The sequence below is a fragment of the Pseudomonas sp. BF-B-26 genome (assembly GCF_019956495.1).
Taxonomy (GTDB): Bacteria; Pseudomonadota; Gammaproteobacteria; order Pseudomonadales; family Pseudomonadaceae; genus Aquipseudomonas.
In genome coordinates this window covers 14,661-34,208 of record NZ_JAHBDP010000077.1, presented here as the reverse complement: position 1 = coordinate 34,208, position 19,548 = coordinate 14,661, and the positions used below count along the sequence as shown (strand labels likewise).

General features: G+C 59.2%; 17 protein-coding genes. 10 read left to right on the top strand and 7 right to left on the bottom strand.

The window, feature by feature from the left end; translation table 11 throughout:
• Window positions 1–119: 119 nt before the first annotated feature.
• The 7 genes from betA to yccS all read left to right on the top strand — a co-directional run bounded on the left by betA (window position 120) and on the right by yccS (window position 11,697).
• Complete coding sequence (gene betA / locus KGB03_RS16035) at window positions 120–1,823, top strand: choline dehydrogenase (protein WP_218536739.1); 1,704 nt, start codon at window positions 120–122, stop codon at window positions 1,821–1,823.
• Between the two features lie 255 nt (window positions 1,824–2,078).
• Entirely contained in the window at window positions 2,079–3,521 is a 1,443-nt protein-coding gene (locus tag KGB03_RS16030) for a TldD/PmbA family protein (RefSeq protein ID WP_192409219.1), read from the top strand.
• Window positions 3,521–4,870: a TldD/PmbA family protein gene (locus KGB03_RS16025; protein ID WP_223527602.1), complete on the top strand. Its 1,350-nt coding sequence runs from the start codon at window positions 3,521–3,523 to the stop codon at window positions 4,868–4,870. Before KGB03_RS16030 ends, KGB03_RS16025 begins: the two co-directional genes overlap by 1 nt.
• A gap of 203 nt (window positions 4,871–5,073) precedes the next feature.
• Entirely contained in the window at window positions 5,074–6,501 is a 1,428-nt protein-coding gene (mdtD, locus tag KGB03_RS16020; RefSeq protein ID WP_192409217.1) for a multidrug transporter subunit MdtD, read from the top strand.
• 105 nt (window positions 6,502–6,606) lie between these two features.
• Entirely contained in the window at window positions 6,607–7,944 is a 1,338-nt protein-coding gene (gene dbpA, locus KGB03_RS16015; protein ID WP_232252256.1) for an ATP-dependent RNA helicase DbpA, read from the top strand.
• 158 nt (window positions 7,945–8,102) lie between these two features.
• Window positions 8,103–9,281, top strand: coding sequence for an NAD(P)/FAD-dependent oxidoreductase (locus KGB03_RS16010; protein ID WP_192409216.1), 1,179 nt, complete (start codon window positions 8,103–8,105; stop codon window positions 9,279–9,281).
• Window positions 9,282–9,513: 232 nt separating this feature from the next.
• Entirely contained in the window at window positions 9,514–11,697 is a 2,184-nt protein-coding gene (yccS, locus tag KGB03_RS16005) for a YccS family putative transporter (protein ID WP_223527600.1), read from the top strand.
• 143 nt (window positions 11,698–11,840) lie between these two features.
• Here the strand turns inward: yccS and KGB03_RS16000 are convergent, their stop codons facing one another.
• Complete coding sequence (locus KGB03_RS16000; RefSeq protein ID WP_223527598.1) at window positions 11,841–12,578, bottom strand: substrate-binding periplasmic protein; 738 nt, start codon at window positions 12,576–12,578, stop codon at window positions 11,841–11,843.
• A gap of 258 nt (window positions 12,579–12,836) precedes the next feature.
• On the opposite strand from KGB03_RS16000, the gene KGB03_RS15995 reads away from it, so the two are divergent.
• On the top strand, window positions 12,837–13,289 hold the full coding sequence (locus tag KGB03_RS15995; RefSeq protein WP_218536736.1) for a GNAT family N-acetyltransferase: 453 nt from the start codon (window positions 12,837–12,839) through the stop codon (window positions 13,287–13,289).
• A 108-nt stretch (window positions 13,290–13,397) separates the two neighbouring features.
• Here KGB03_RS15995 and KGB03_RS15990 read toward each other — a convergent pair whose 3' ends face one another.
• Genes KGB03_RS15990 through KGB03_RS15980 form a run of 3 tightly spaced genes read right to left on the bottom strand, consistent with a single transcriptional unit; the run spans window position 13,398 to window position 16,386 of the window.
• Window positions 13,398–13,694, bottom strand: a complete 297-nt coding sequence (locus tag KGB03_RS15990) for a helix-turn-helix domain-containing protein (protein WP_008151963.1) — start codon at window positions 13,692–13,694, stop codon at window positions 13,398–13,400.
• Window positions 13,695–13,725: 31 nt separating this feature from the next.
• The gene (locus KGB03_RS15985; protein WP_008151965.1) at window positions 13,726–14,217 is read right to left on the bottom strand and encodes a M48 family metallopeptidase; all 492 of its coding nucleotides are present in this window, start codon (window positions 14,215–14,217) and stop codon (window positions 13,726–13,728) included.
• A 45-nt stretch (window positions 14,218–14,262) separates the two neighbouring features.
• A complete protein-coding gene (locus tag KGB03_RS15980) occupies window positions 14,263–16,386 on the bottom strand; it encodes a putative bifunctional diguanylate cyclase/phosphodiesterase (RefSeq protein WP_223527596.1) in 2,124 nt (707 codons plus the stop codon).
• 323 nt (window positions 16,387–16,709) lie between these two features.
• Here KGB03_RS15980 and KGB03_RS15975 point away from each other — a divergent pair, with 323 nt between their 5' ends.
• Both KGB03_RS15975 and KGB03_RS15970 read left to right on the top strand, forming a co-directional pair.
• Window positions 16,710–17,378, top strand: coding sequence for a polysaccharide lyase family 7 protein (locus KGB03_RS15975; protein ID WP_192409208.1), 669 nt, complete (start codon window positions 16,710–16,712; stop codon window positions 17,376–17,378).
• A gap of 567 nt (window positions 17,379–17,945) precedes the next feature.
• Window positions 17,946–18,233 carry a fructose-bisphosphate aldolase gene (locus KGB03_RS15970; protein ID WP_223527594.1) on the top strand — a complete coding sequence of 96 codons (288 nt, stop codon included), beginning with the start codon at window positions 17,946–17,948 and terminating at the stop codon, window positions 18,231–18,233.
• 134 nt (window positions 18,234–18,367) lie between these two features.
• Here KGB03_RS15970 and KGB03_RS15965 read toward each other — a convergent pair whose 3' ends face one another.
• The 3 genes from KGB03_RS15965 to KGB03_RS31390 all read right to left on the bottom strand — a co-directional run bounded on the left by KGB03_RS15965 (window position 18,368) and on the right by KGB03_RS31390 (window position 19,484).
• Window positions 18,368–18,574: a hypothetical protein gene (locus KGB03_RS15965; protein WP_223527592.1), complete on the bottom strand. Its 207-nt coding sequence runs from the start codon at window positions 18,572–18,574 to the stop codon at window positions 18,368–18,370.
• A gap of 47 nt (window positions 18,575–18,621) precedes the next feature.
• Window positions 18,622–18,870 carry a hypothetical protein gene (locus KGB03_RS15960; RefSeq protein ID WP_223527590.1) on the bottom strand — a complete coding sequence of 83 codons (249 nt, stop codon included), beginning with the start codon at window positions 18,868–18,870 and terminating at the stop codon, window positions 18,622–18,624.
• Between the two features lie 338 nt (window positions 18,871–19,208).
• Window positions 19,209–19,484, bottom strand: coding sequence for an Ig-like domain-containing protein (locus KGB03_RS31390; RefSeq protein WP_223527588.1), 276 nt, complete (start codon window positions 19,482–19,484; stop codon window positions 19,209–19,211).
• Between the last annotated feature and the right edge of the window lie 64 nt (window positions 19,485–19,548).

The following is a 19,548-nucleotide window of genomic DNA, read 5'->3' as shown; positions in this document are numbered from 1 at the left end:
CAGAACACGGTCGCTGCCTTGCGACTGCTGCGCAGCCGAGCGGGAGCAAGCTCCCTCGCCACAAATCAAGTGGTGCATCGGCGACCGCGACCTGACCAACTTCAAAGAGGGTGCATTCAATGTCCCAAGAATTCGATTACATCATCATCGGTGCCGGCTCGGCCGGTAACACCCTGGCGACCCGTCTGACTGAAGACGAAGGCGTCACCGTCCTGCTGCTCGAAGCAGGCGGCCCGGACTACCGTTTAGACTTCCGTACGCAAATGCCGGCCGCTTTGGCGTTCCCGCTGCAAGGTCGTCGCTACAACTGGGCCTACGAAACCGATCCAGAACCACACATGAACGGTCGCCGGATGGAATGCGGTCGCGGCAAGGGCCTGGGTGGTTCTTCGCTGATCAACGGCATGTGCTACATCCGCGGCAACGCGATGGACTACGACAACTGGGCCAAACTGCCAGGTCTGGAAGACTGGGACTACCTGAACTGCCTGCCGTATTTCCGCAAGGCTGAAACCCGTGACATCGGCCCGAACGACTACCACGGTGGCGACGGTCCGGTCAGCGTGACCACGCCAAAAGCCGGCAATAACCCGCTGTTCAACGCGATGGTTGAAGCCGGTGTGCAAGCCGGTTACCCGCGCACCGAAGACCTGAACGGCTACCAGCAAGAAGGCTTCGGTCCGATGGACCGCACCGTGACGCCGAACGGCCGTCGCGCCAGCACCGCTCGCGGTTACCTGGACATCGCCAAGAAGCGCTCGACCCTGACCATCGTCACCCACGCCCTGACCGACAAGATTCTGTTTGAAGGCAAGCGTGCGGTCGGCGTGCGTTACCTGATCGGCGCAGCTGAAGAGCGCGTTGAAGCCCGTGCCCGCAAAGAAGTGCTGCTGTGCTCCGGCGCCATCGCTTCGCCGCAGATTCTGCAACGCTCCGGCGTCGGCCCGGCCGAACTGCTGAAAAAACTCGACATCCCGGTGGTCCACGACCTGCCGGGCGTGGGTGAAAACCTGCAGGATCACCTCGAGCTGTACCTGCAATACGCGTGCACCCAACCGGTCTCGCTGTACCCGTCGCTGCTGCTGCACAACCAGCCGGCCATCGGTGCCGAGTGGCTGTTCAAAGGCACCGGCATCGGCGCCAGCAACCAGTTCGAAGCCGGCGGTTTCATTCGTACCCGTCCGGAATTCGATTGGCCGAACATCCAGTACCACTTCCTGCCGGTCGCGATTAACTACAACGGCAGCAACGGTGTGAAAGAGCACGGTTTCCAGGCGCACATGGGTTCCATGCGTTCGCCGAGCCGTGGTCGCATCCAGGCCAAGTCGAAGGATCCGCGCGAGTACCCGAGCATCCTGTTCAACTACATGGCCACCGAGCAGGACTGGCAGGAATTCCGCGACGGCATCCGCCTGACCCGTGAAATCATGCAACAGCCTGCACTGGACGCTTTCCGTGGCCGCGAAATCAGCCCGGGCATCGACGTGCAAACCGATGAGCAGCTCGACAAGTTCATCCGCGAACACGCCGAAACCGCGTTCCACCCGTCCTGCTCGTGCAAGATGGGCACCGACGACATGGCCGTGGTTGACGCTGAAGGTCGTGTGCACGGCATGCAGAGCCTGCGTGTGGTCGATGCCTCGATCATGCCGATCATCACCACCGGCAACCTGAACGCGCCGACGATCATGATCGCCGAGAAAATCGCCGACAAGATCCGTGGTCGCAAGCCGTTGCCGCGTAGCAAGGCTGCCTATTTCGTGGCTGGCGATGCGCCGGTGCGTGGCAAGCCGTTGCGGGATGTGAGCCTGACCGCTCAGTAAGTCGTAACACCGCGGTGCTGCCTTCGCGAGCAAGCCCGCTCCCACATTGGATTTGTGAACGACACAGATCCAATGTGGGAGCGGGCTTGCTCGCGAAGGGGCCCGACCAAACACTACACCTCTCCTGGTAAACCTTTCCTACACCTCTCCAAGCTTGATCCTACCCCCCACGCAGGCCTAATCTAGCGCCACGCAAACGTTTCACCCCCCTCGCGACATCGATACACCGCCACTCCATACCAAGGAGGTTCCCGAATGTTCGATTTCCATCCCCAGCTCAAGCAGCGCTTCGCTGCCTTGCGCACGGGCGCTGAATTCTTTTCGCTGCGTTATGTGCGCGAGTCCGGCCAGTACCTGTCAGTGCGCAAGAATGTCGCCGAACCTCCGAGCCTGAGCCGTGACGAAGGCGCGATGCTGACCGTTCGGGTCAACGGCGTCGAAGCCTACGCCGCGACCAACGACCTGTCGCAACAAGGCCTGCAAGCCGCACTGGAGAAGGCCGAGCAACAAGCCCGCCGACTCAAGCCCCACGCCCTGCTCGACCTGAGCGCGCAAGGGGTCTCCAGCGACCGCGCCGACTACTTTTCGCCGAACCTCGACCAGCCCTTCCCGTCCTTGAGCGATTGCTACCAACTGCTCGGCGCTGAATCCGCCGCCGTGCCCAAGGACGAGCGCCTGGTGAACTGGGAAGTGAGCATCGGCATCACTAACGTCGAACAGATCTACCTCAGCAACGCCGGCGCCGAACTGCGCCAGGCTCAGCGGTTCGTCTACCCGAGCCTGGAAGTCACCGCCTACGACGGCAACGACAGCCAGACCCGAACCCTGGGCCGCGAGAACTTCGGTCAACAGGGCGGTTTTGATGTGATCAGCCGCTGTGGCCTGGTCGGCGCTGGTCCGAAAATCGCCGATCAGGCGCTGCAATTGCTGCTGGCGCCGAACACCCCGAAAGGCCCGCGTGACCTGCTGTTGATGCCGGACCAGATGATGCTGCAGATCCACGAGTCCATCGGTCACCCGCTGGAACTGGACCGCATCCTCGGTGACGAGCGCAATTACGCCGGCACCAGTTTCGTCAAGGCCGAAGACTTTGGCAGCCTGCAATACGGCTCCAAACTGCTCAACGTGACCTTCGATCCGGACATCCCCGAGCAGCTCGCCAGCTATGGCCATGACGACGACGGTACTGCCGCGAGCAAACAATTCCTGATTAAAGAAGGCCTGCTGCTGCGCCCATTGGGCGGCGCGCTGTCGCAGTTTCGCGCGGGCATGGAGGGCGTGGCCAACAGCCGCGCCTGCAGCTGGAACCGTCCGCCGATCGATCGCATGGCCAACCTGAACATCGAGGCCGGCGATCAACCGCTGGAGCAGATGATCGGCAACATCGAGCACGGCATCTTGATGAGCACCAACCGGTCCTGGTCCATCGACGATGCCCGCAACAAGTTCCAGTTCGGCTGTGAATGGGGCCAGTTGATCGAAAACGGCGAACTCAAAGGCGTGGTCAAGAACCCGAACTACCGGGCGATTTCCGCGCAGTTCTGGAAAAGCCTCAGCGCCGTTGGCGATGCCAACTCCGTCAAGGTGCTGGGCACGCCGAACTGCGGCAAAGGCGAACCGAACCAGGTGATCCGCGTCGGCCATGCCTCGCCGGCCTGTGTGTTCAGCAACGTTGATGTGTTTGGGGGAGATGCCTGATGACTGACTTTAAAAGCGCCCCAAAAAATCAGGCCGATGCGTTCAAGGCCTTGGTCAATTGGCTGCGCGATGCGATTCGCGAGCCGGAACAATTCACCCTCAGCTACGCCGCCGAATCCTCGGCCTTCGTGCGCTTCAACCACGCCAAGGTCCGTCAGGCCGGGCAAGTGCAACAGGCGAGCGTCGGTTTCAAACTGATCAACGAGGGGCGCCACGCCGACCTGAACATCACGCTGTCGGGTGATGCCGCCGTCGATATGCAGCGCCTGGCCGAAGGTCTGCAACAGCTGCGCGAAACCTTGCCGTTGCTGCCGCAGGATCCGTACCTGCTGCTCAACCACAACGGCTGGCAGAGCAAGAATGTGCAGGAGCATCCGCTGCCGGACACCGAGCAAGTGGTCGCCGAAATCACCCAGGCCGCCGAAGGGCTGGACCTGGTGGGTTTCTACGCCGCCGGCCCGATCAGTCGCGGTTTCGCCAGTTCTTCGGGCGCGTTCGGCTGGCACCAGGCCAACAGCTTCAACTTTGATTTCAGTCTGGTCCATGAAAACGGCCAGGCGGTGAAAGCCAGTTACGCCGGGCACGACTGGAACAGCGAAGGGTTTGCCAAGCGCTTTGCGCAGGCACGCGAGCAGTTGGCGTTTCTGGGCAGACCGCAACACACCCTGGCGCCGGGTCAGTATCGCGCCTATCTGGCACCGGCAGCCCTGGGAGAAATCATGGACATGCTGGGCTGGGGCGGTTTCTCGGCGCAGTCGATTGCCAGCAAAAACAGCCCGCTGCAGAAGCTTTACGCGGGCGACAGTGCGTTCAGCCCGTTGGTGTCGGTGGATGAAAAGGTCAGTGGTTCGTTGAGCCCGGCATTCTCCGGCGAAGGTTATCCGCGCAGCGATCTGGGGTTGATCGTCAACGGCAAGGCTGGCGCGCAGATGGTCAGTTCACGCAGTGCAGCCGAGTACGGCCTGACCGCCAACGGCGCCAGCGGCGGTGAAATGCCAAGCGCAGTGAACATGGCCGCCGGTACGTTGCCTGATGCAGAGATTCTCAAGCAATTAGGCACGGGCTTGTACATCAGCAACCTGTGGTACCTGAACTACTCCGATCAGCCGGCGGCACGCCTGACCGGCATGACGCGGTTTGCGACCTTCTGGGTCGAGAACGGCGAGATTCAGGCGCCGGTGAGCACCATGCGGTTTGATGACAGTGCCTACAGTTTGTTGGGATCGCAGCTGGAAGCATTGACCGAGGAGCGCGAGTTGCTGCTGTCGGCGAGCACTTACAGCCAGCGGGCCACAGCGTCAGCGTTGTTGCCGGGGGCGCTGATCAGCCGCCTTACGTTGACGCTGTAGAAAGTTTCGTCGGAACGCCGCCCGGAGCCGGCTCGCGCCCCCCAGGATGATCGCCGTCCATGTGGGAGCGGGCTTGCTCGCGAAGAGGTCATTACATTCAACATCAATGCTGACTGATCGAACGCTTTCGCGAGCAAGCCCGCTCCCACATGAATTGCGACCCACCATGACATTGCATTAACACTTCTCCCACAAGAGGTCCCATGCCCAACCGCCCGCCTCTCGACGCTGTCACCGCCCGCTGGGTGCCGTGGGTTGTCGCCATCGCGTTCTTCATGCAATCCCTCGACGGGACCATCCTCAACACCGCCCTGCCCGCCATGGCCCGAGACCTGGCCGAAGACCCCTTGCGCATGCAGGGCGTGATCATCGCCTACATGCTCACCGTCGCCTTGCTGATCCCTGCCTCAGGCTGGATCGCCGACCGTTTCGGTACCAGGAAAATCTTCTTCAGCGCGATTCTGTTGTTCAGCCTCGGCTCGTTGCTCTGCGCACTGTCGAACACCCTGAGCCTGCTGATTGGCGCGCGGGTGATTCAAGGTCTGGGCGGTGCGCTGATGTTGCCGGTCGGGCGACTTGTGGTGTTGCGCGCCTATCCGCGTTCGGAGCTGGTGCGAATCATGGGCTTCATCACCATCCCCGGCCTGCTCGGCCCGTTGATCGGCCCGACCATGGGCGGCTGGATGGTGGAATACCTGACCTGGCACTGGATCTTCCTGATCAACCTGCCGGTCGGCGCCGTCGGTTGTTACGCCGTGTGGAAATTCATCCCCGACCTGCGTGGCACCGAACGCACCCGCTTCGACAGCCTGGGCTTTTTACTGTTCGGCGCGGCGATGGTGCTGATCACCATCGCCATGGAAGGCCTCGGCGAACTGCACCTGCCGCACTTGCGGGTGATGTTGCTGCTGTTCGCCGGCATGGCCTGTCTGGCGGCGTACTGGTTGCGGGCCGGGCACATCGATAATCCGCTGTTCGCGCCGTCACTGTTCAAGACCCGGACGTTTGCCGTGGGCATCCTCGGCAACCTGTTCGCCCGTCTGGGCAGCGGCGCCCTGCCGTTTCTCGTGCCGTTGCTGCTGCAAGTGGCGCTGGGTTACTCGCCGTCCCAGGCCGGGATGAGCATGCTGCCACTGGCGGCGGCAGCGATGGTCGCCAAGTCGGTGGCGCGACCGCTGATCGAACGTTTGGGCTATCGCATCGTGCTCACCGGCAATACGTTAGCGCTGGGGCTGATGTTGGCGAGCATGGGGCTGGTCAGCGAGCAAACGCCGTACTGGTTGCTGTTGGTGATGTTATCGATTCTGGGGGCGATCAACTCCTTGCAGTTCACCGCAATGAACACCGTCACCCTGATCGACCTCGACGACGCCAGCGCCAGTAGCGGCAACAGCCTGCTGTCGGTGGTCGCGCAATTGTCCCTGAGCCTTGGCGTTGCCTGTGCCGGCGCCTTGCTCGGCGGGTTCACCGCGGAGATCGGCAACGATGGCGTGGACACGGTTTTGGGCGCATTCCAGCTGACCTTTGTGACGGTCGGGATCATGGCGATGCTGGCCGCAACGATCTTTTCTCAGCTCTCAAAGGAAGACGGACGGCGCGTCAAGCGTCCGGAAGAGCACATAGAGCCTTAGGGCGAATGGCCACCGGGCTGGTACACTGCGCGACATTTTGTTTTGCAGGCCAGTCCCGTGACCACCATCGCCACCGCTTTTAATACTTTGCCGCTGTCCGCCGCCATGCTGGCTAACCTCGACTCTTTGGGTTATGCCGAGATGACGCCGATCCAGGCGCAAAGCTTGCCGGTGATCCTCAAGGGGATGGACCTGATCGCCCAGGCCAAGACCGGCAGCGGCAAGACCGCCGCCTTCGGTATCGGCCTGCTGAACCCGATCAATCCGCGCTTCTTCGGTTGCCAGGCGCTGGTCATCTGCCCGACTCGCGAACTGGCCGACCAGGTTGCCAAGGAAATCCGTCGCCTGGCCCGTGCCGAAGACAACATCAAGGTCCTGACCCTGTGTGGCGGTGTGTCATTCGGCCCGCAGATCGGTTCTCTGGAGCATGGCGCGCACATCATCGTCGGCACCCCGGGCCGCCTTCAGCAGCATTTGCGCAAAGGTTCGCTGGTGCTCCATGGCCTGAACACGCTGATCCTCGACGAAGCCGACCGCATGCTCGACATGGGTTTCTACGACTCCATCGAAGAAATCATTGCCCAGACCCCAGCGCGTCGCCAGACCCTGCTGTTCTCCGCCACGTACCCGACGGGTATCAAGCAGTTGGCGGCGAAATTCATGCGCACGCCTCAGATCGTGAAGGCCGAGGCGTTCCACGACGACACGCAGATCGAGCAGCGCTTCTACGAGATTTCCCCGGAAGAGCGCATGGACGCCGTGGTCAAAGTCCTCGCGCATCATCGTCCGGCATCGTGTGTCGCCTTCTGCTTCACCAAGCAGCAGGTTCAGGAAACCGTCGATCACCTGACCTCCAAAGGCATCTCCGCCGTCGGCCTGCATGGCGATCTGGAACAGCGTGACCGCGACCAGGTGCTCGCCATGTTCGCCAACCGCAGTACCTCGGTGCTGGTTGCTACCGACGTCGCCGCTCGCGGTCTGGACATCGATGCGCTGGACATGGTGATCAACGTCGAACTGGCCCGTGATTCGGAAATCCACATCCACCGTGTTGGCCGTACCGGTCGCGCCGGTGAGAAAGGGATTGCGATCAGCCTGGTCGCACCGTCCGAAGCGCACCGCGCCCAGGCCATCGAGCTACTGCAGAAGTCGCCGTTGAGCTGGGATCAGCTGGACAACCTCAAATCCCAGGGCGGCGCACCGCTGCTGCCGGTGATGAGCACGCTGGTCATTGGCGCTGGCCGTAAAGACAAGGTGCGTCCGGGTGACATTCTGGGCGCGCTGACTGGCGATGCAGGTATTCCGGGCGCTCAGGTTGGCAAGATCGCGATTTTCGACTTCCAGGCCTATGTGGCGGTGGAACGCGGGATCGCCAAGCAAGCCTTGCAGCGCCTGAATGACGGCAAGATCAAAGGCCGTTCGCTGCGCGTGCGTATCCTGTAAGAGATCTTCTGGCTGGCAGAGATCAAATGTGGGAGCGGGCTTGCTCGCGAAGAGGGAGTGTCAGTTGGCATTAAGCTGCCTGACACACCGCTTTCGCGAGCAAGCCCGCTCCCACATTGGTTTATCAGTGAATTTGAATTTTGTATGAGGACACCGTTTTGCGCTCTACCGAAGTCGTGATCATTGGCGCTGGCGCCGCAGGTTTGATGTGTGCGCTGACCGCCGCCGGGCGCGGGCGCAAGGTGATGTTGCTCGACCATGCGAACAAGGCCGGCAAGAAAATCCTGATGTCGGGCGGTGGCCGCTGTAATTTCACCAACATGTACACCGAACCGAGCAATTTCCTCTCGCAGAACGAACACTTCTGCAAATCCGCCCTGGCGCGCTACACCCAGTGGGATTTCATCGGCATGGTCGCCAAACACGGCGTGCCGTACCACGAGAAGAAACTCGGCCAGCTGTTCTGCGATAACAAATCCAGCGACATCCTTGAGATGCTGCTCGAGGAGTGCAATCAGGTCGGCGTCAGCCTGCACCTGGACACCTCGATCCAGCACATCGAGAAAATGGAAAGCGGCTACCTGCTGCAAACCACCCTCGATCAGATCACCTGCGAATCCCTGGTGATCGCCACGGGCGGCTTGTCGATCCCGACACTGGGCGCCACCGGTTTCGGCTATCAGGTGGCCAAGCAGTTCGGCCACGACTTGCTGCCGACCCGCGCCGGACTGGTGCCGTTCACCATCACCGATCAGCTCAAAGAGCTGTGCACCGAGCTGTCCGGTACGTCGGTGGATTGCCTGGTGAGCTGCAACGACCAGAGTTTCCGCGAGAACATCCTGTTCACTCACCGCGGCCTCAGTGGTCCGGCGATTTTGCAGATTTCATCGTTTTGGGAATCCGGCGACACGGTTGAGATCAATCTGATGCCGGACCACGACGTGCCGAGCTGGCTGCAACAGCAGCAAGCCGAACGTCCGAACAGCGAGCTGAAAACCCTGCTGGGGGAAATCTTCACCAAGAAGATGGCCAACCTGCTGGCGGATAACTGGTTCGTCTCCAAACCAATGAAGCAGTACACCCACGCGGAAATCGCCGACATCGCCGAAAAACTGGCGAGCTGGAAAGTGGTGCCGGCCGGCACTGAAGGCTATCGCACCGCTGAAGTGACATTGGGCGGCGTCGATACCAACGAGGTGTCGTCCAAGACCATGGAATCGCTGAAAAGCCCCGGCCTGTATTTCATCGGCGAAGTGCTCGACGTCACCGGGCATCTGGGCGGTTTCAACTTCCAGTGGGCCTGGGCCTCCGGCTACGCTGCTGCGCAATACGCCTGACCCAAGGGTGTACACAAATAAAATGTGGGAGCGGGCTTGCTCGCGAAGGGGCCATAACATTCAACATCTCTGTTGACTGATACACCGCCTTCGCGAGCAAGCCCGCTCCCACATGGGTGATGTGGTGATCTTTAAAGGAACAGATTTTGCTGTCAGATGTGATCGGCGCCATTGCGTCGACGTCATTACTGGCTCAATTTAGCGTCATCGCCTCGGAAGGCCCTCGCATTTCATGTCATCGACCCCCTTTAGTCAGTCTCTGCGTCGCCTCTGGGCGCTGGATAAATTCAGCTACAGCGTACGGGTGTTCATCGCCCTGACCGGCAGCATGGCGCTGTGTTGGTACAAGGATGAAATGGGGCTGCTGATCCCGCTGTTCCTCGGGATCATCGCCAGCGCCCTGGCCGAGACCGACGACAGTTGGCAAGGCCGCCTTAACGCACTGGCCGTGACGCTGGTGTGCTTCAGCGTCGCCGCCCTCTCCGTCGAACTGCTCTTCCCCTACCCCGTCGTTTTTGTCATCGCCCTGGCCCTGGCCAGTTTCGGCCTGACCATGCTCGGCGCCTTGGGTGAACGCTATGGCGCGATTGCCTCGGCGACGTTGATTCTGTCGGTCTACACCATGATCGGCGTGGACCAGCGCGGCGGCGAAGTCATCGATTTCTGGCACGAGCCGATGCTGCTGGTGGCCGGTGCAGCGTGGTACGGCTTGCTCTCAGTGCTGTGGCAGGCGATGTTTTCCAATCAGCCGGTGCAACAAAGCCTGGCGCGATTGTTCCGCGAACTGGGTTTTTACCTGAAGCTGAAATCGTCGCTGTTCGAGCCGATCCGCCAGATGGACGTGGAAGCGCGTCGACTGGAACTGGCGCAGCAAAACGGTCGTGTCGTGGCCGCACTGAACGCCGCCAAGGAAATCATCCTGCACCGGGTCGGCAACGGTCGGCCGGGCTCGAAACTCAGCCGTTACCTGAAGCTGTACTTCCTCGCTCAGGACATTCACGAGCGCGCCAGTTCCTCGCACTACCCTTACAACGCCCTCGCCGATGCCTTCTTTCACAGCGACGTGATGTTCCGCTGCCAGCGCCTGCTGCGCCAGCAAGGCAAGGCCTGCCGGGCGCTGGCCGAGTCGATCCAGATGCGCCAGCCGTTCATCTATGACGCCAGCTTCGCTGAAGCCCTGAGCGACCTGCACGCCTCCCTCGAACACCTGCGCATTCAGAGCAACCCGGCGTGGCGCGGACTGTTGCGGTCATTGCGGGCACTGGCGGCCAACCTCGGCACGCTCGATCGTTTGCTCAGCGACGCCAGCAACCCCGATGCCCTGGCCGACGCCACCGACAGCAGCCTGCTCGACCGTTCGCCACGCAACCTCAAAGATGTTTGGATACGCTTGCGCACCCAGTTGACGCCGACCTCGCTACTGTTCCGTCACGCACTGCGTTTGCCCCTGGCTTTGAGCATCGGCTACGGGATGGTGCATTTGATCCACCCGTCTCAGGGTTACTGGATCATCCTCACCACGCTGTTTGTCTGCCAACCGAACTACGGCGCCACCCGCCGCAAACTCGGCCAGCGGATCATCGGCACCGCCATCGGCCTGACCTTGGCCTGGGCGCTGTTCGATCTGTTTCCGAACCCCTTGATCCAATCCTGCTTCGCGATCGCCGCCGGGGTGGTGTTCTTTATCAACCGCACCACCCGCTACACCCTGGCGACAGCCGCGATCACCTTGATGGTGCTGTTCTGCTTCAACCAGGTCGGGGATGGTTACGGGCTGTTCCTGCCACGGCTGTTCGATACCTTGCTGGGCAGCCTGATCGCCGGACTCGCCGTGTTCCTGTTCCTGCCGGACTGGCAGGGCCGACGCCTGAACAAAGTGCTGGCCAACACCCTCACGTGCAACAGCATTTACCTGCGCCAGATCATGCAGCAATACGCCGCCGGCAAAAGCGACGACCTGGCGTATCGCCTGGCCCGACGCAATGCGCACAACGCCGACGCGGCACTGTCGACGACGCTCGCCAACATGCTGATGGAACCGGGGCATTTCCGTAAGGAAGCGGATGTCGGGTTCCGCTTCCTGGTGCTGTCACACACCTTGCTCAGTTATTTGTCCGGACTGGGCGCACACCGGGAAACCCAGCTACCGCCCGACGTGCGCGAGCATTTGATCGACGGTGCCGGGGTGAGACTGGCCGCCAGCATCGATGAAATTGCCCAAGGGTTGGCGAGCAAACTGCCGATTGCGATTCAGAGCGATGAGGAAGAAGCACTGGCCAATGACCTTGAGCAGATGCCGGATGAAATCGATGAAGGGCAGCGGTTGGTGCAGACGCAGTTGGCGTTGATCTGCCGTCAGCTTGGGCCATTGCGCACGTTGGCGGCGCACCTCATCAAGGAAACGAGCGAGGATTGAGATCTGCGGTGGCTGAGCCGGCCTCATCGCGAGCAGGCTCGCTCCCACATTTGATCTGCAGTGGATGCAGATTTTGTGTACGGCAGAGATCTAATGTGGGAGCGGGCTTGCTCGCGAAGAGGCCATCAGCCACACCACAAAACTCACATCCCATGCTGCTTCATTAACCGCTGATAACTCCCATCCACTTTCATCGCCGCAATCTCGCGGTCGAAACCGGCGACGATCTGTTCATGCCTGGGGTTCTTCAGGCTGACCAGGATGTGCAAGCTGTTCTCGCTCAATGCCTTGGGCAAAAACTCCACGGCATTGCGCACCTTGGTTGACTCCCGGGCCAGGAAGTAACGCGCGACGTATTCGTCTTCCAGCGTCAACTTGACCCGGTCGGCGGCGACCATGCGCACAGCCATGGAGAAGTTGTGCACCGGGATTTTCTGCAGCGATACGTCGTCATCGAACGCTGGCGAGTAGGCGTAACCGCGAACCACCGCTATCGGGTAGGTATGCAGTTGTTGCAGGTTGTCGTATTCGATTGGTGTGTCTTTGCGCTTGAGAAAGCGCACCCGGTTGAGCAGGTATTCGCCAGAAAACTGGCCAAGCTTCGTACGATCGTCGGTGTACCAGGCGTTGACCAGCACGTCGTATCGACCCTCGCCAACCCCCAGCAAGGCCCGCGCCCATGGCACTTGTTCAAAGTCACTGGCATAACCGGCCCGGGCCAGCGCTGTGCTGACGATGTCCGTGGCCAACCCACCGTTGACCAGCGTGGAGTCAGTAAAGGGCGGCCAGGCATCGGCTACCAAGCGCAGCTTTTCCGCTGCCGCGCTTTGAGTCAGCAACAGCAATCCAATCAAAGCAAAGGCTCGATGCAATCGCGGCATGCTAGAAAATCCTTAGCGGGCGGGACGCCCGACGTGTTTTTCAGCCAAAACTCCAAGGCCCCCATACTGCCAAACCCAAGTACTTACATTAGCTCATCGAAGCCACTGCACAGCGCTTCATCCCAGATTACACAAACAAGACAAGGCCGCGCGAAATGAATGATGGCATTTTGGCCCTTGTCACAGATTTCTCTGCCATAAAGACATCTTTCGCCTGGGCGCTTAGTATCGGAGCGACGATGTTCAAGGAGTGTGAAGATGACAATCGATTGGGTCTGCAAACACCACAGCGATCTGGGCAAAGAACAGCTGTACGCCATTCTGCAGCTGCGTGCAGAGGTGTTTGTCGTTGAGCAGAAATGCGTCTATCAGGACGTCGACGGCCAGGATCTGGAAGGTGACACCTGCCATTTAATGGCGTGGGACGGGGATCGGCTGGTGGCGTACCTGCGGTTGCTCGACCCGGAGTTACAGGGTGGTGACGTGGTCATCGGGCGAGTGATCATTGCCCCTCAAGCGCGCGGCATCGGGCTTGGGCATGAGTTGATGGCACAGGCGTTGAAACAGGCTGAAAAGCGCTGGCCTGAAGTACCGATCTATCTCTCGGCACAGGCGCATTTGCAGGGGTATTACGGGCGGTACGGTTTTGTAGTGGCGGGCGAGGAATTTCTCGAGGATGACATTCCGCATATCGGGATGCGCCGTCAGTAAGGGCCCCTTCGCGAGCAAGCCCGCTCCCACATTGATCTGCGGCGGCAATGAGATCTAATGTGGGAGCGGGCTTGCTCGCGAAGGCGTCAGTTCATTCACCGCAAAATCTCAGGGATACTCCAGCACCGCTTTGATCTGCCGAAGATTGCGCTCGATCCACCCCCGATCTATCGCCCCCCACTCGCGAATCCGATAACGCCCGGCATGATTGCGCGCGCCTTCTTCCTGCTGGAACTCGCACACAATGTCCAGATCCGCCAATGCCGCGATAGTGTCCTGAGCCGTGCGCCGGGGCATGCCGGTCACTTCGGTCAGCGCCGGGACGCTACTGGCCAACCCGCTATCAATCAGGTACGCCACGTACAACCGACGATAGAAGCTGCTCTTGGTCTTGCTTACATCCATCTAAACACTCCCGGCTGCGATATTTTGATTTCTACTGCATATCCCGCCACGTCAGGTACACCCGCACATCGAACTCCACCTGGTGATACCCCGGCAACATATGTTCGCAAAGCTTGTAGAACGCCTTGTTGTGATCCGACTCTTTGAAGTGTGCCAGTTCATGCACCACGATCATTTTCAGAAACTCGGCAGGTGCATCCTTGAACAATGAAGCGACACGAATTTCTTTCTTGGCCTTGAGCTTGCCGCCCTGTACCCGGGATATCGCGGTGTGCAATCCGAGGGCGCGGTGGGTCAGGTCCAGGCGGTTGTCGAACAACACCTTATCGATGGCCGGGGCGTTACGCAGGTATTCCTGCTTGAGGTCCAGCGTATAGGTGTACAACGCCTTGTCGCTCTGTACCCGGTGTTTTTCCGGGTAACGCTGGCTCAGGTAGTCGCCCAGCCGACCGTCGGCGATCAGCTGGCGCACTTGGTCCTGCAGTGCTGCAGGATAGGCCTGGAGGTATTTCAACGCGGTCATTGGGGCGGCAACACGATTCACGAAAAGGTCGCCAGTGTAGCGAATTCAGCCGGTCAGCGTGTTCCAGTCGAACGGCCGCACAAAGTCGCCGACATCCTCGGCCATCATCGGCCGTGCGACCAGAAACCCTTGCACGTACTCGCAACCATTGGCTTGCAGCCACCGATACTGCGCAGCGGTTTCCACCCCCTCGGCAATCACCAGCATCCCGTACTCCTTGCACAGCTCGATCACATTGCGCACCAGCGCCGCATCGCGTGAGGACTCCAGAAGCCGGGCAATCAAATGCCGGTCGAACTTGAGCGTGTCCAACTCCAGATCCCGCAGGTGAGACAGCGAACACGGCCCGCAACCAAAGTCATCCAGGGCCACTCGCACACCCAGGTTACGCAGCAGGCGCAGCTGTTTACGGGTTTCCTCGGGGTTTTGCATCAGGGCCTCTTCAGTGACCTCGACTTCCAGATGGTGCGCCTGTAAACCATGGCGCTCCAGTAACTGGCGCAACTCGGTGACCAGATTGGGCATGCCGAATTGTGTATTGCTCAAACTGACGCCCAGCACCAGATCGTCGGCAAACAAGGTTTCCCAGGCTTTTCGCTGGCTCGCCCCTTGTTGATAGATCCAGCTGCCCAGGCGGCTGATCAACCGCGCCTCTTCCAGCAATGGCAAAAACAGCCCCGGTGGTACATCGCCGACGCTCGGGTGCTGCCAGCGGATCAGCGCTTCGAACCCGCGAATCTGCCCGCTGGCAATGGCCACCTGAGGTTGATACACCAAATTGAAATCACGGTTCTCGATCGCCGCGTGCACACTTTCTTCGAGCATCCGCCGCGAGCGTGCCCGGCCGTTCATTTCGTGATCGTAGAAACGATATTGCTGACGGCCGGCGCGCTTGGCTTCGTACATGGCGATGTCCGACGCACGCAGCAAGCCGTCGAGATTGGAACCGCAATCGGGGTACGTCGCAATGCCGATGCTGGCGCCCAACGCGATATCCAGACCATCGATCTGCTGACAGATCGACACCCGCTCAATCAGCTTCTCGGCAATCTTTGCCGCTTGCTCGGGGAATTCCAGATCCAGCAACGCCGTGAACTCATCACCGCCCATGCGCGCCAGAATGTCGAAGGGCCGCAAACAGGCCTTCAACTGCTCGGACACCCACCGCAGCACCCGGTCGCCGGCATCGTGACCGAGGGAATCATTAACCCGTTTGAAGCCGTCGAGGTCCAGATACAGCAGCACCCAGGCACTGTCGGAGCGGTCGCCACGCAGCAGCAGGTTTTCCGCCGTCTGGTAAAAACCGCGGCGATTGAGCAGCCCGGTCAAAGGGTCAGTGACGGCCTGGAACTCCAGTTGCTGATGCAGATGGCGCACCACCGACATGTCCAGCACCGTCACCACCATCGCCTGTTGTTCGCTGGGCAACGGTGCGCAGGACAGCGCCACGGGCACCTGCTGACCGGGCGCCGTACGCAGCAGTGCATCGTGCAGGCGCAGGGTTTCACCGCGTTTGTAACCGGCGAACAACTCGGAGTCGGCCCAGATCGGAATGTGCGGCTTTTGCAGGAAATCCAGAAACTCTTTGCCTTGCAGGTCTTGCACCGTGGCATTGAGCAGTCGCGACATCGCCGGATTGGCAAAGCGGATCAGACCGTCCTCACCGACCACCAGGATGCCTTCGGCGGCATTGTCGAGCACCGAGGCATTAAATGCGCGTGCGACCTCCAGATCGTGGCTCAGGCGCTGCAACGCACGGCGATTGCGCTGATGCTCGAGCAGGGCCTGGACTTTGGGCTTGAGAATTTGCGGGTCGAACGGTTTGAACAGGTAATCCACCGCACCGCTGGCATAGCCCTTGATCACGGCGTCCTGGGACTGTTCGTTGGCGGTAAGGAAAATGATCGGCGTGAGGCGGGTTCGTTGGCTGCCGCGCATCAGGCGCGCCACTTCAAAACCGTCCATGCCCGGCATCTGCACATCCAGCAGCACCAGGTCGACATCGTGTTCGAGTAACAGACTGAGCGCCTCGAAGCCCGAGGCGGCGGTCATGACCTGCCAGTCCTGGCGCTGCAACAACGCGCGCATGCTGATCAGGTTTTCAGGGTAATCATCGACGATTAAAAGAATTGAGTTGCCTTCAGCTGGCGTGGGTTGCGCGCATTCCATGCTGCTTCTCTTATGCGGGACGTCAGGCCGGTTTCTCGTGAAAACCGGACAAATACTAAGCCTTCACTCTAGACCGGGTTCCGCAAAAGCAGAAGCTATCAGTACGCCATCATTTAACCAAAGCGTCCATTTGCCGACTAACGGTCGGCGCCACAGCCCCCTGAAACCGGGAAAGATGGCCTTTTAACAGGATTTTGACGCCACCCGTTTGTCATTTACGCATTAACAAATTGAACTTCTGCGATTATAAGGATGGCCCCCAAGGCGCGTGCCAGAGCTTCTGGAACGTACGTGCAGTAAAAAAACCGTGGAAGCTTTTGTCTATGATCGATCTCGCAACCTGGAACCTCAGCGTTCCCGTCGGCAGTCCGCCGTACACCGTTGAAACGTCAAAACTGGTGGATGGCTTCAAGGACCAATACTTCCACTCCGACACCGGCACGCTGTTTTTCTGGTCCCCGGTCACCGGTTCTACAACTGATAATGCAAAGTATCCCCGCACCGAACTTCGCGAAACCTACAGCAATGGCACGCTGAAAAACTGGCTCTACCCGGACGCCGACAATACCCTGCGCGCCACCCTGGCGGTGAATCAGGTACCGAGTTCGGGGAAGATCGTCATTGGCCAGATCCACGCCTATGAAAGCCAGAAACCGATGGTGAAGCTCGAGTATCAGTACTCGACCAGCACCCAGTCGGGCAACCTCGTCGCCAAGGTTCGTATGCACCCTGATGACGATACTGCCCGGATAATCACCATCGCTACCGGAGTGAAACTGGATCGGGAGTTTTCCTACCTCATCCACCTGAGCCCGGGCGGCGCGCTGGGCATCAGTGCGGCGGGCTACCAGTGGGACACCGACATCAGCAAGACCTGGAGCGTCAAGCCGCTGTACTTCAAGGCCGGGGTTTATGTGCAGGACAACACCGGGTACACCAGCGAAGGCGGGCAAGTGACGTTCAGCAAGCTGGATATTGATCACGATAGGTAATCTCCCTCACCCTGATCGTTTCCCACGCGCAGCAAAGGAATGCAGCTCGGGACGCTCCGAAGAACAACTCCATCTCGGCAGCGGCTACAAATCCCAGCGTCCGCAAAATTCGTAGGACTCCTCCGACCGTGGCGAGGGAGCTTGCTCCCGCCGGGATGCGAAGAGCCCCAAACCCTGCTACGCAATTTCCTCAGACACACCGTAGTGCTCGGTTTTACGACAGCTGCGCTGCCGAACGGGAGCAAGCTCCCTCGCCACAATGCCCGTGCGCGCTCCTACAGCCCGGTTGCAGCCACCAAAGTCGCCGCTTATAGTTCGCCCCGTCGCTGACAGCAGTCGGCGATAGGGTTTCGCAGCCCTTACGATATAAGTGAAGCCAAGCACCATATGAACAACGACGGTCGCATCAGCGCCCATCGTCCGTTTTATGGTGGCTGTGTGTGGGAGACCTTCGGGTCTGCCGGGTTCCTTGTATCCTCGGTCTGCGAACCCGCACACAGCTACCACCCCATTCGGTTCGCAGCGAACGGCAGTAGCTCTTCTTTTCGATACAAGGAAGATTTACTTATGACAATGAATAATCCGCCGCGCCGCTTCACCCCCATGTCCCAATTCGCCACCGACTACCCCGTCCTGCTCATCGACAGCGACGCCCCACTCCAAGAACTCCACAACTGCGTCAGCGAACGCCTCAGCGCCGTCCTCAAATACCTCAACCTTATGGCCTGCACCAGCCTGCCGGACTACGCCGAGAACGACATCAACACCGTCACCAACATCGCCCGGATCATGGTCCAGGATGTGAGCGATGTGTTTCGGGTGATTGAGCAACGCGGGTTTGATAAACCTAAATAACTGAGTATCAGGCTTTATGTGGACAATTAGATAAATACACAAGACCGTAAAAAGTGCGGCGACCTTACGGGCGCCGCTCTGATAATTACGTCCATGCTCTTTCTGCACTGAACCATAAAGCGAATTAATAGCCTTTAACAAAGCCTTCCACGGTCCATTACGGTTTCCGACAAAAATCGGGCCCCCTCCATTTTGTTTATTTGCAGAGTAACGTGCACGGGGTAGCTATACAGTGCTTTAACCTTTTCTTCTGCTTCTGTTGGCGTGCTGGCATCAACGCCTCCGTATTGAGTGTTGTGCGTGCCACCATCGGCATGTGCAGTGTAACTATAGCTAATCATAATAAAACTCCTGAGAAAGGGGACCGATCTATTTAAGCATCTGACTTTCAAACCACTCTTGCCGTTGACTGCGGGACAACCAGCGCTTTGATATCGTCGACATTGATCATGGTTTTCTCGTCAGTGCCAACTACCGTCAACTCCAGCTTGCCATCACTGCACGAACTAAAAAGACCTGACACTACGTTGCCAGCTGTCAGCGTCACATCAACTCGGTCATTACTATTCAGCAACTCCAATCGAGCTGGAATAGAAAGCTTGATACTAAAACCGCCACCAAATTTGCTGTTTTCCATGGCTACATTCTCCTCAGATCAAAATAGAAGTAAGGTGATAGATCTGTTTAATCCACCTAACGCTTTCTTCTCCGGCTACGCATTCACATTAGGTAGCAGCCAGCATTAAGTCACCTGTAACAAATGACAGTTTTTAATACGCTTTTGCGATAACAGATATAACTTTAAAAAAAGAAATGCAGGGATGGCTTTTCCAACGGGGAAACACTGCGGAGTGCAAATTCCGTATCGAGCGCGTGGCAGGCTGGTGAAACAACTCCAATAGCACACTCGGGGGACGATTATTAGATCCGCCCCCTTTTCAGCCCCTTCTTCTTGCTGCCAGCTAACGACTTAACTCAACTTATAAAAACACTGGAATAAAGACTCCAATCGGAATAACTAACATTGTCCGCAGTCTCCCGGACTTGCACATTAATAGTCTGACCTCCGTACATTAGCAACGTTGACTCCTGCGTCGTAAACGAATAGTCGCCATTCGCCTCAACAACACCTGTCCCCAGCATCGCGCCTGTGCCCGCCTGATGCAGATAGATCCTATAGCCAGGAGTTCCTCGCCCACGAACCGTTATTGATGCATTGCCGCCCCAGGCTGAATCAATATAGGCAGTCATATTTATTACCCTCAGTAATGATCGCCGAGGCTTCGACGACTAGCCCTACTCTAAGCATGCAACT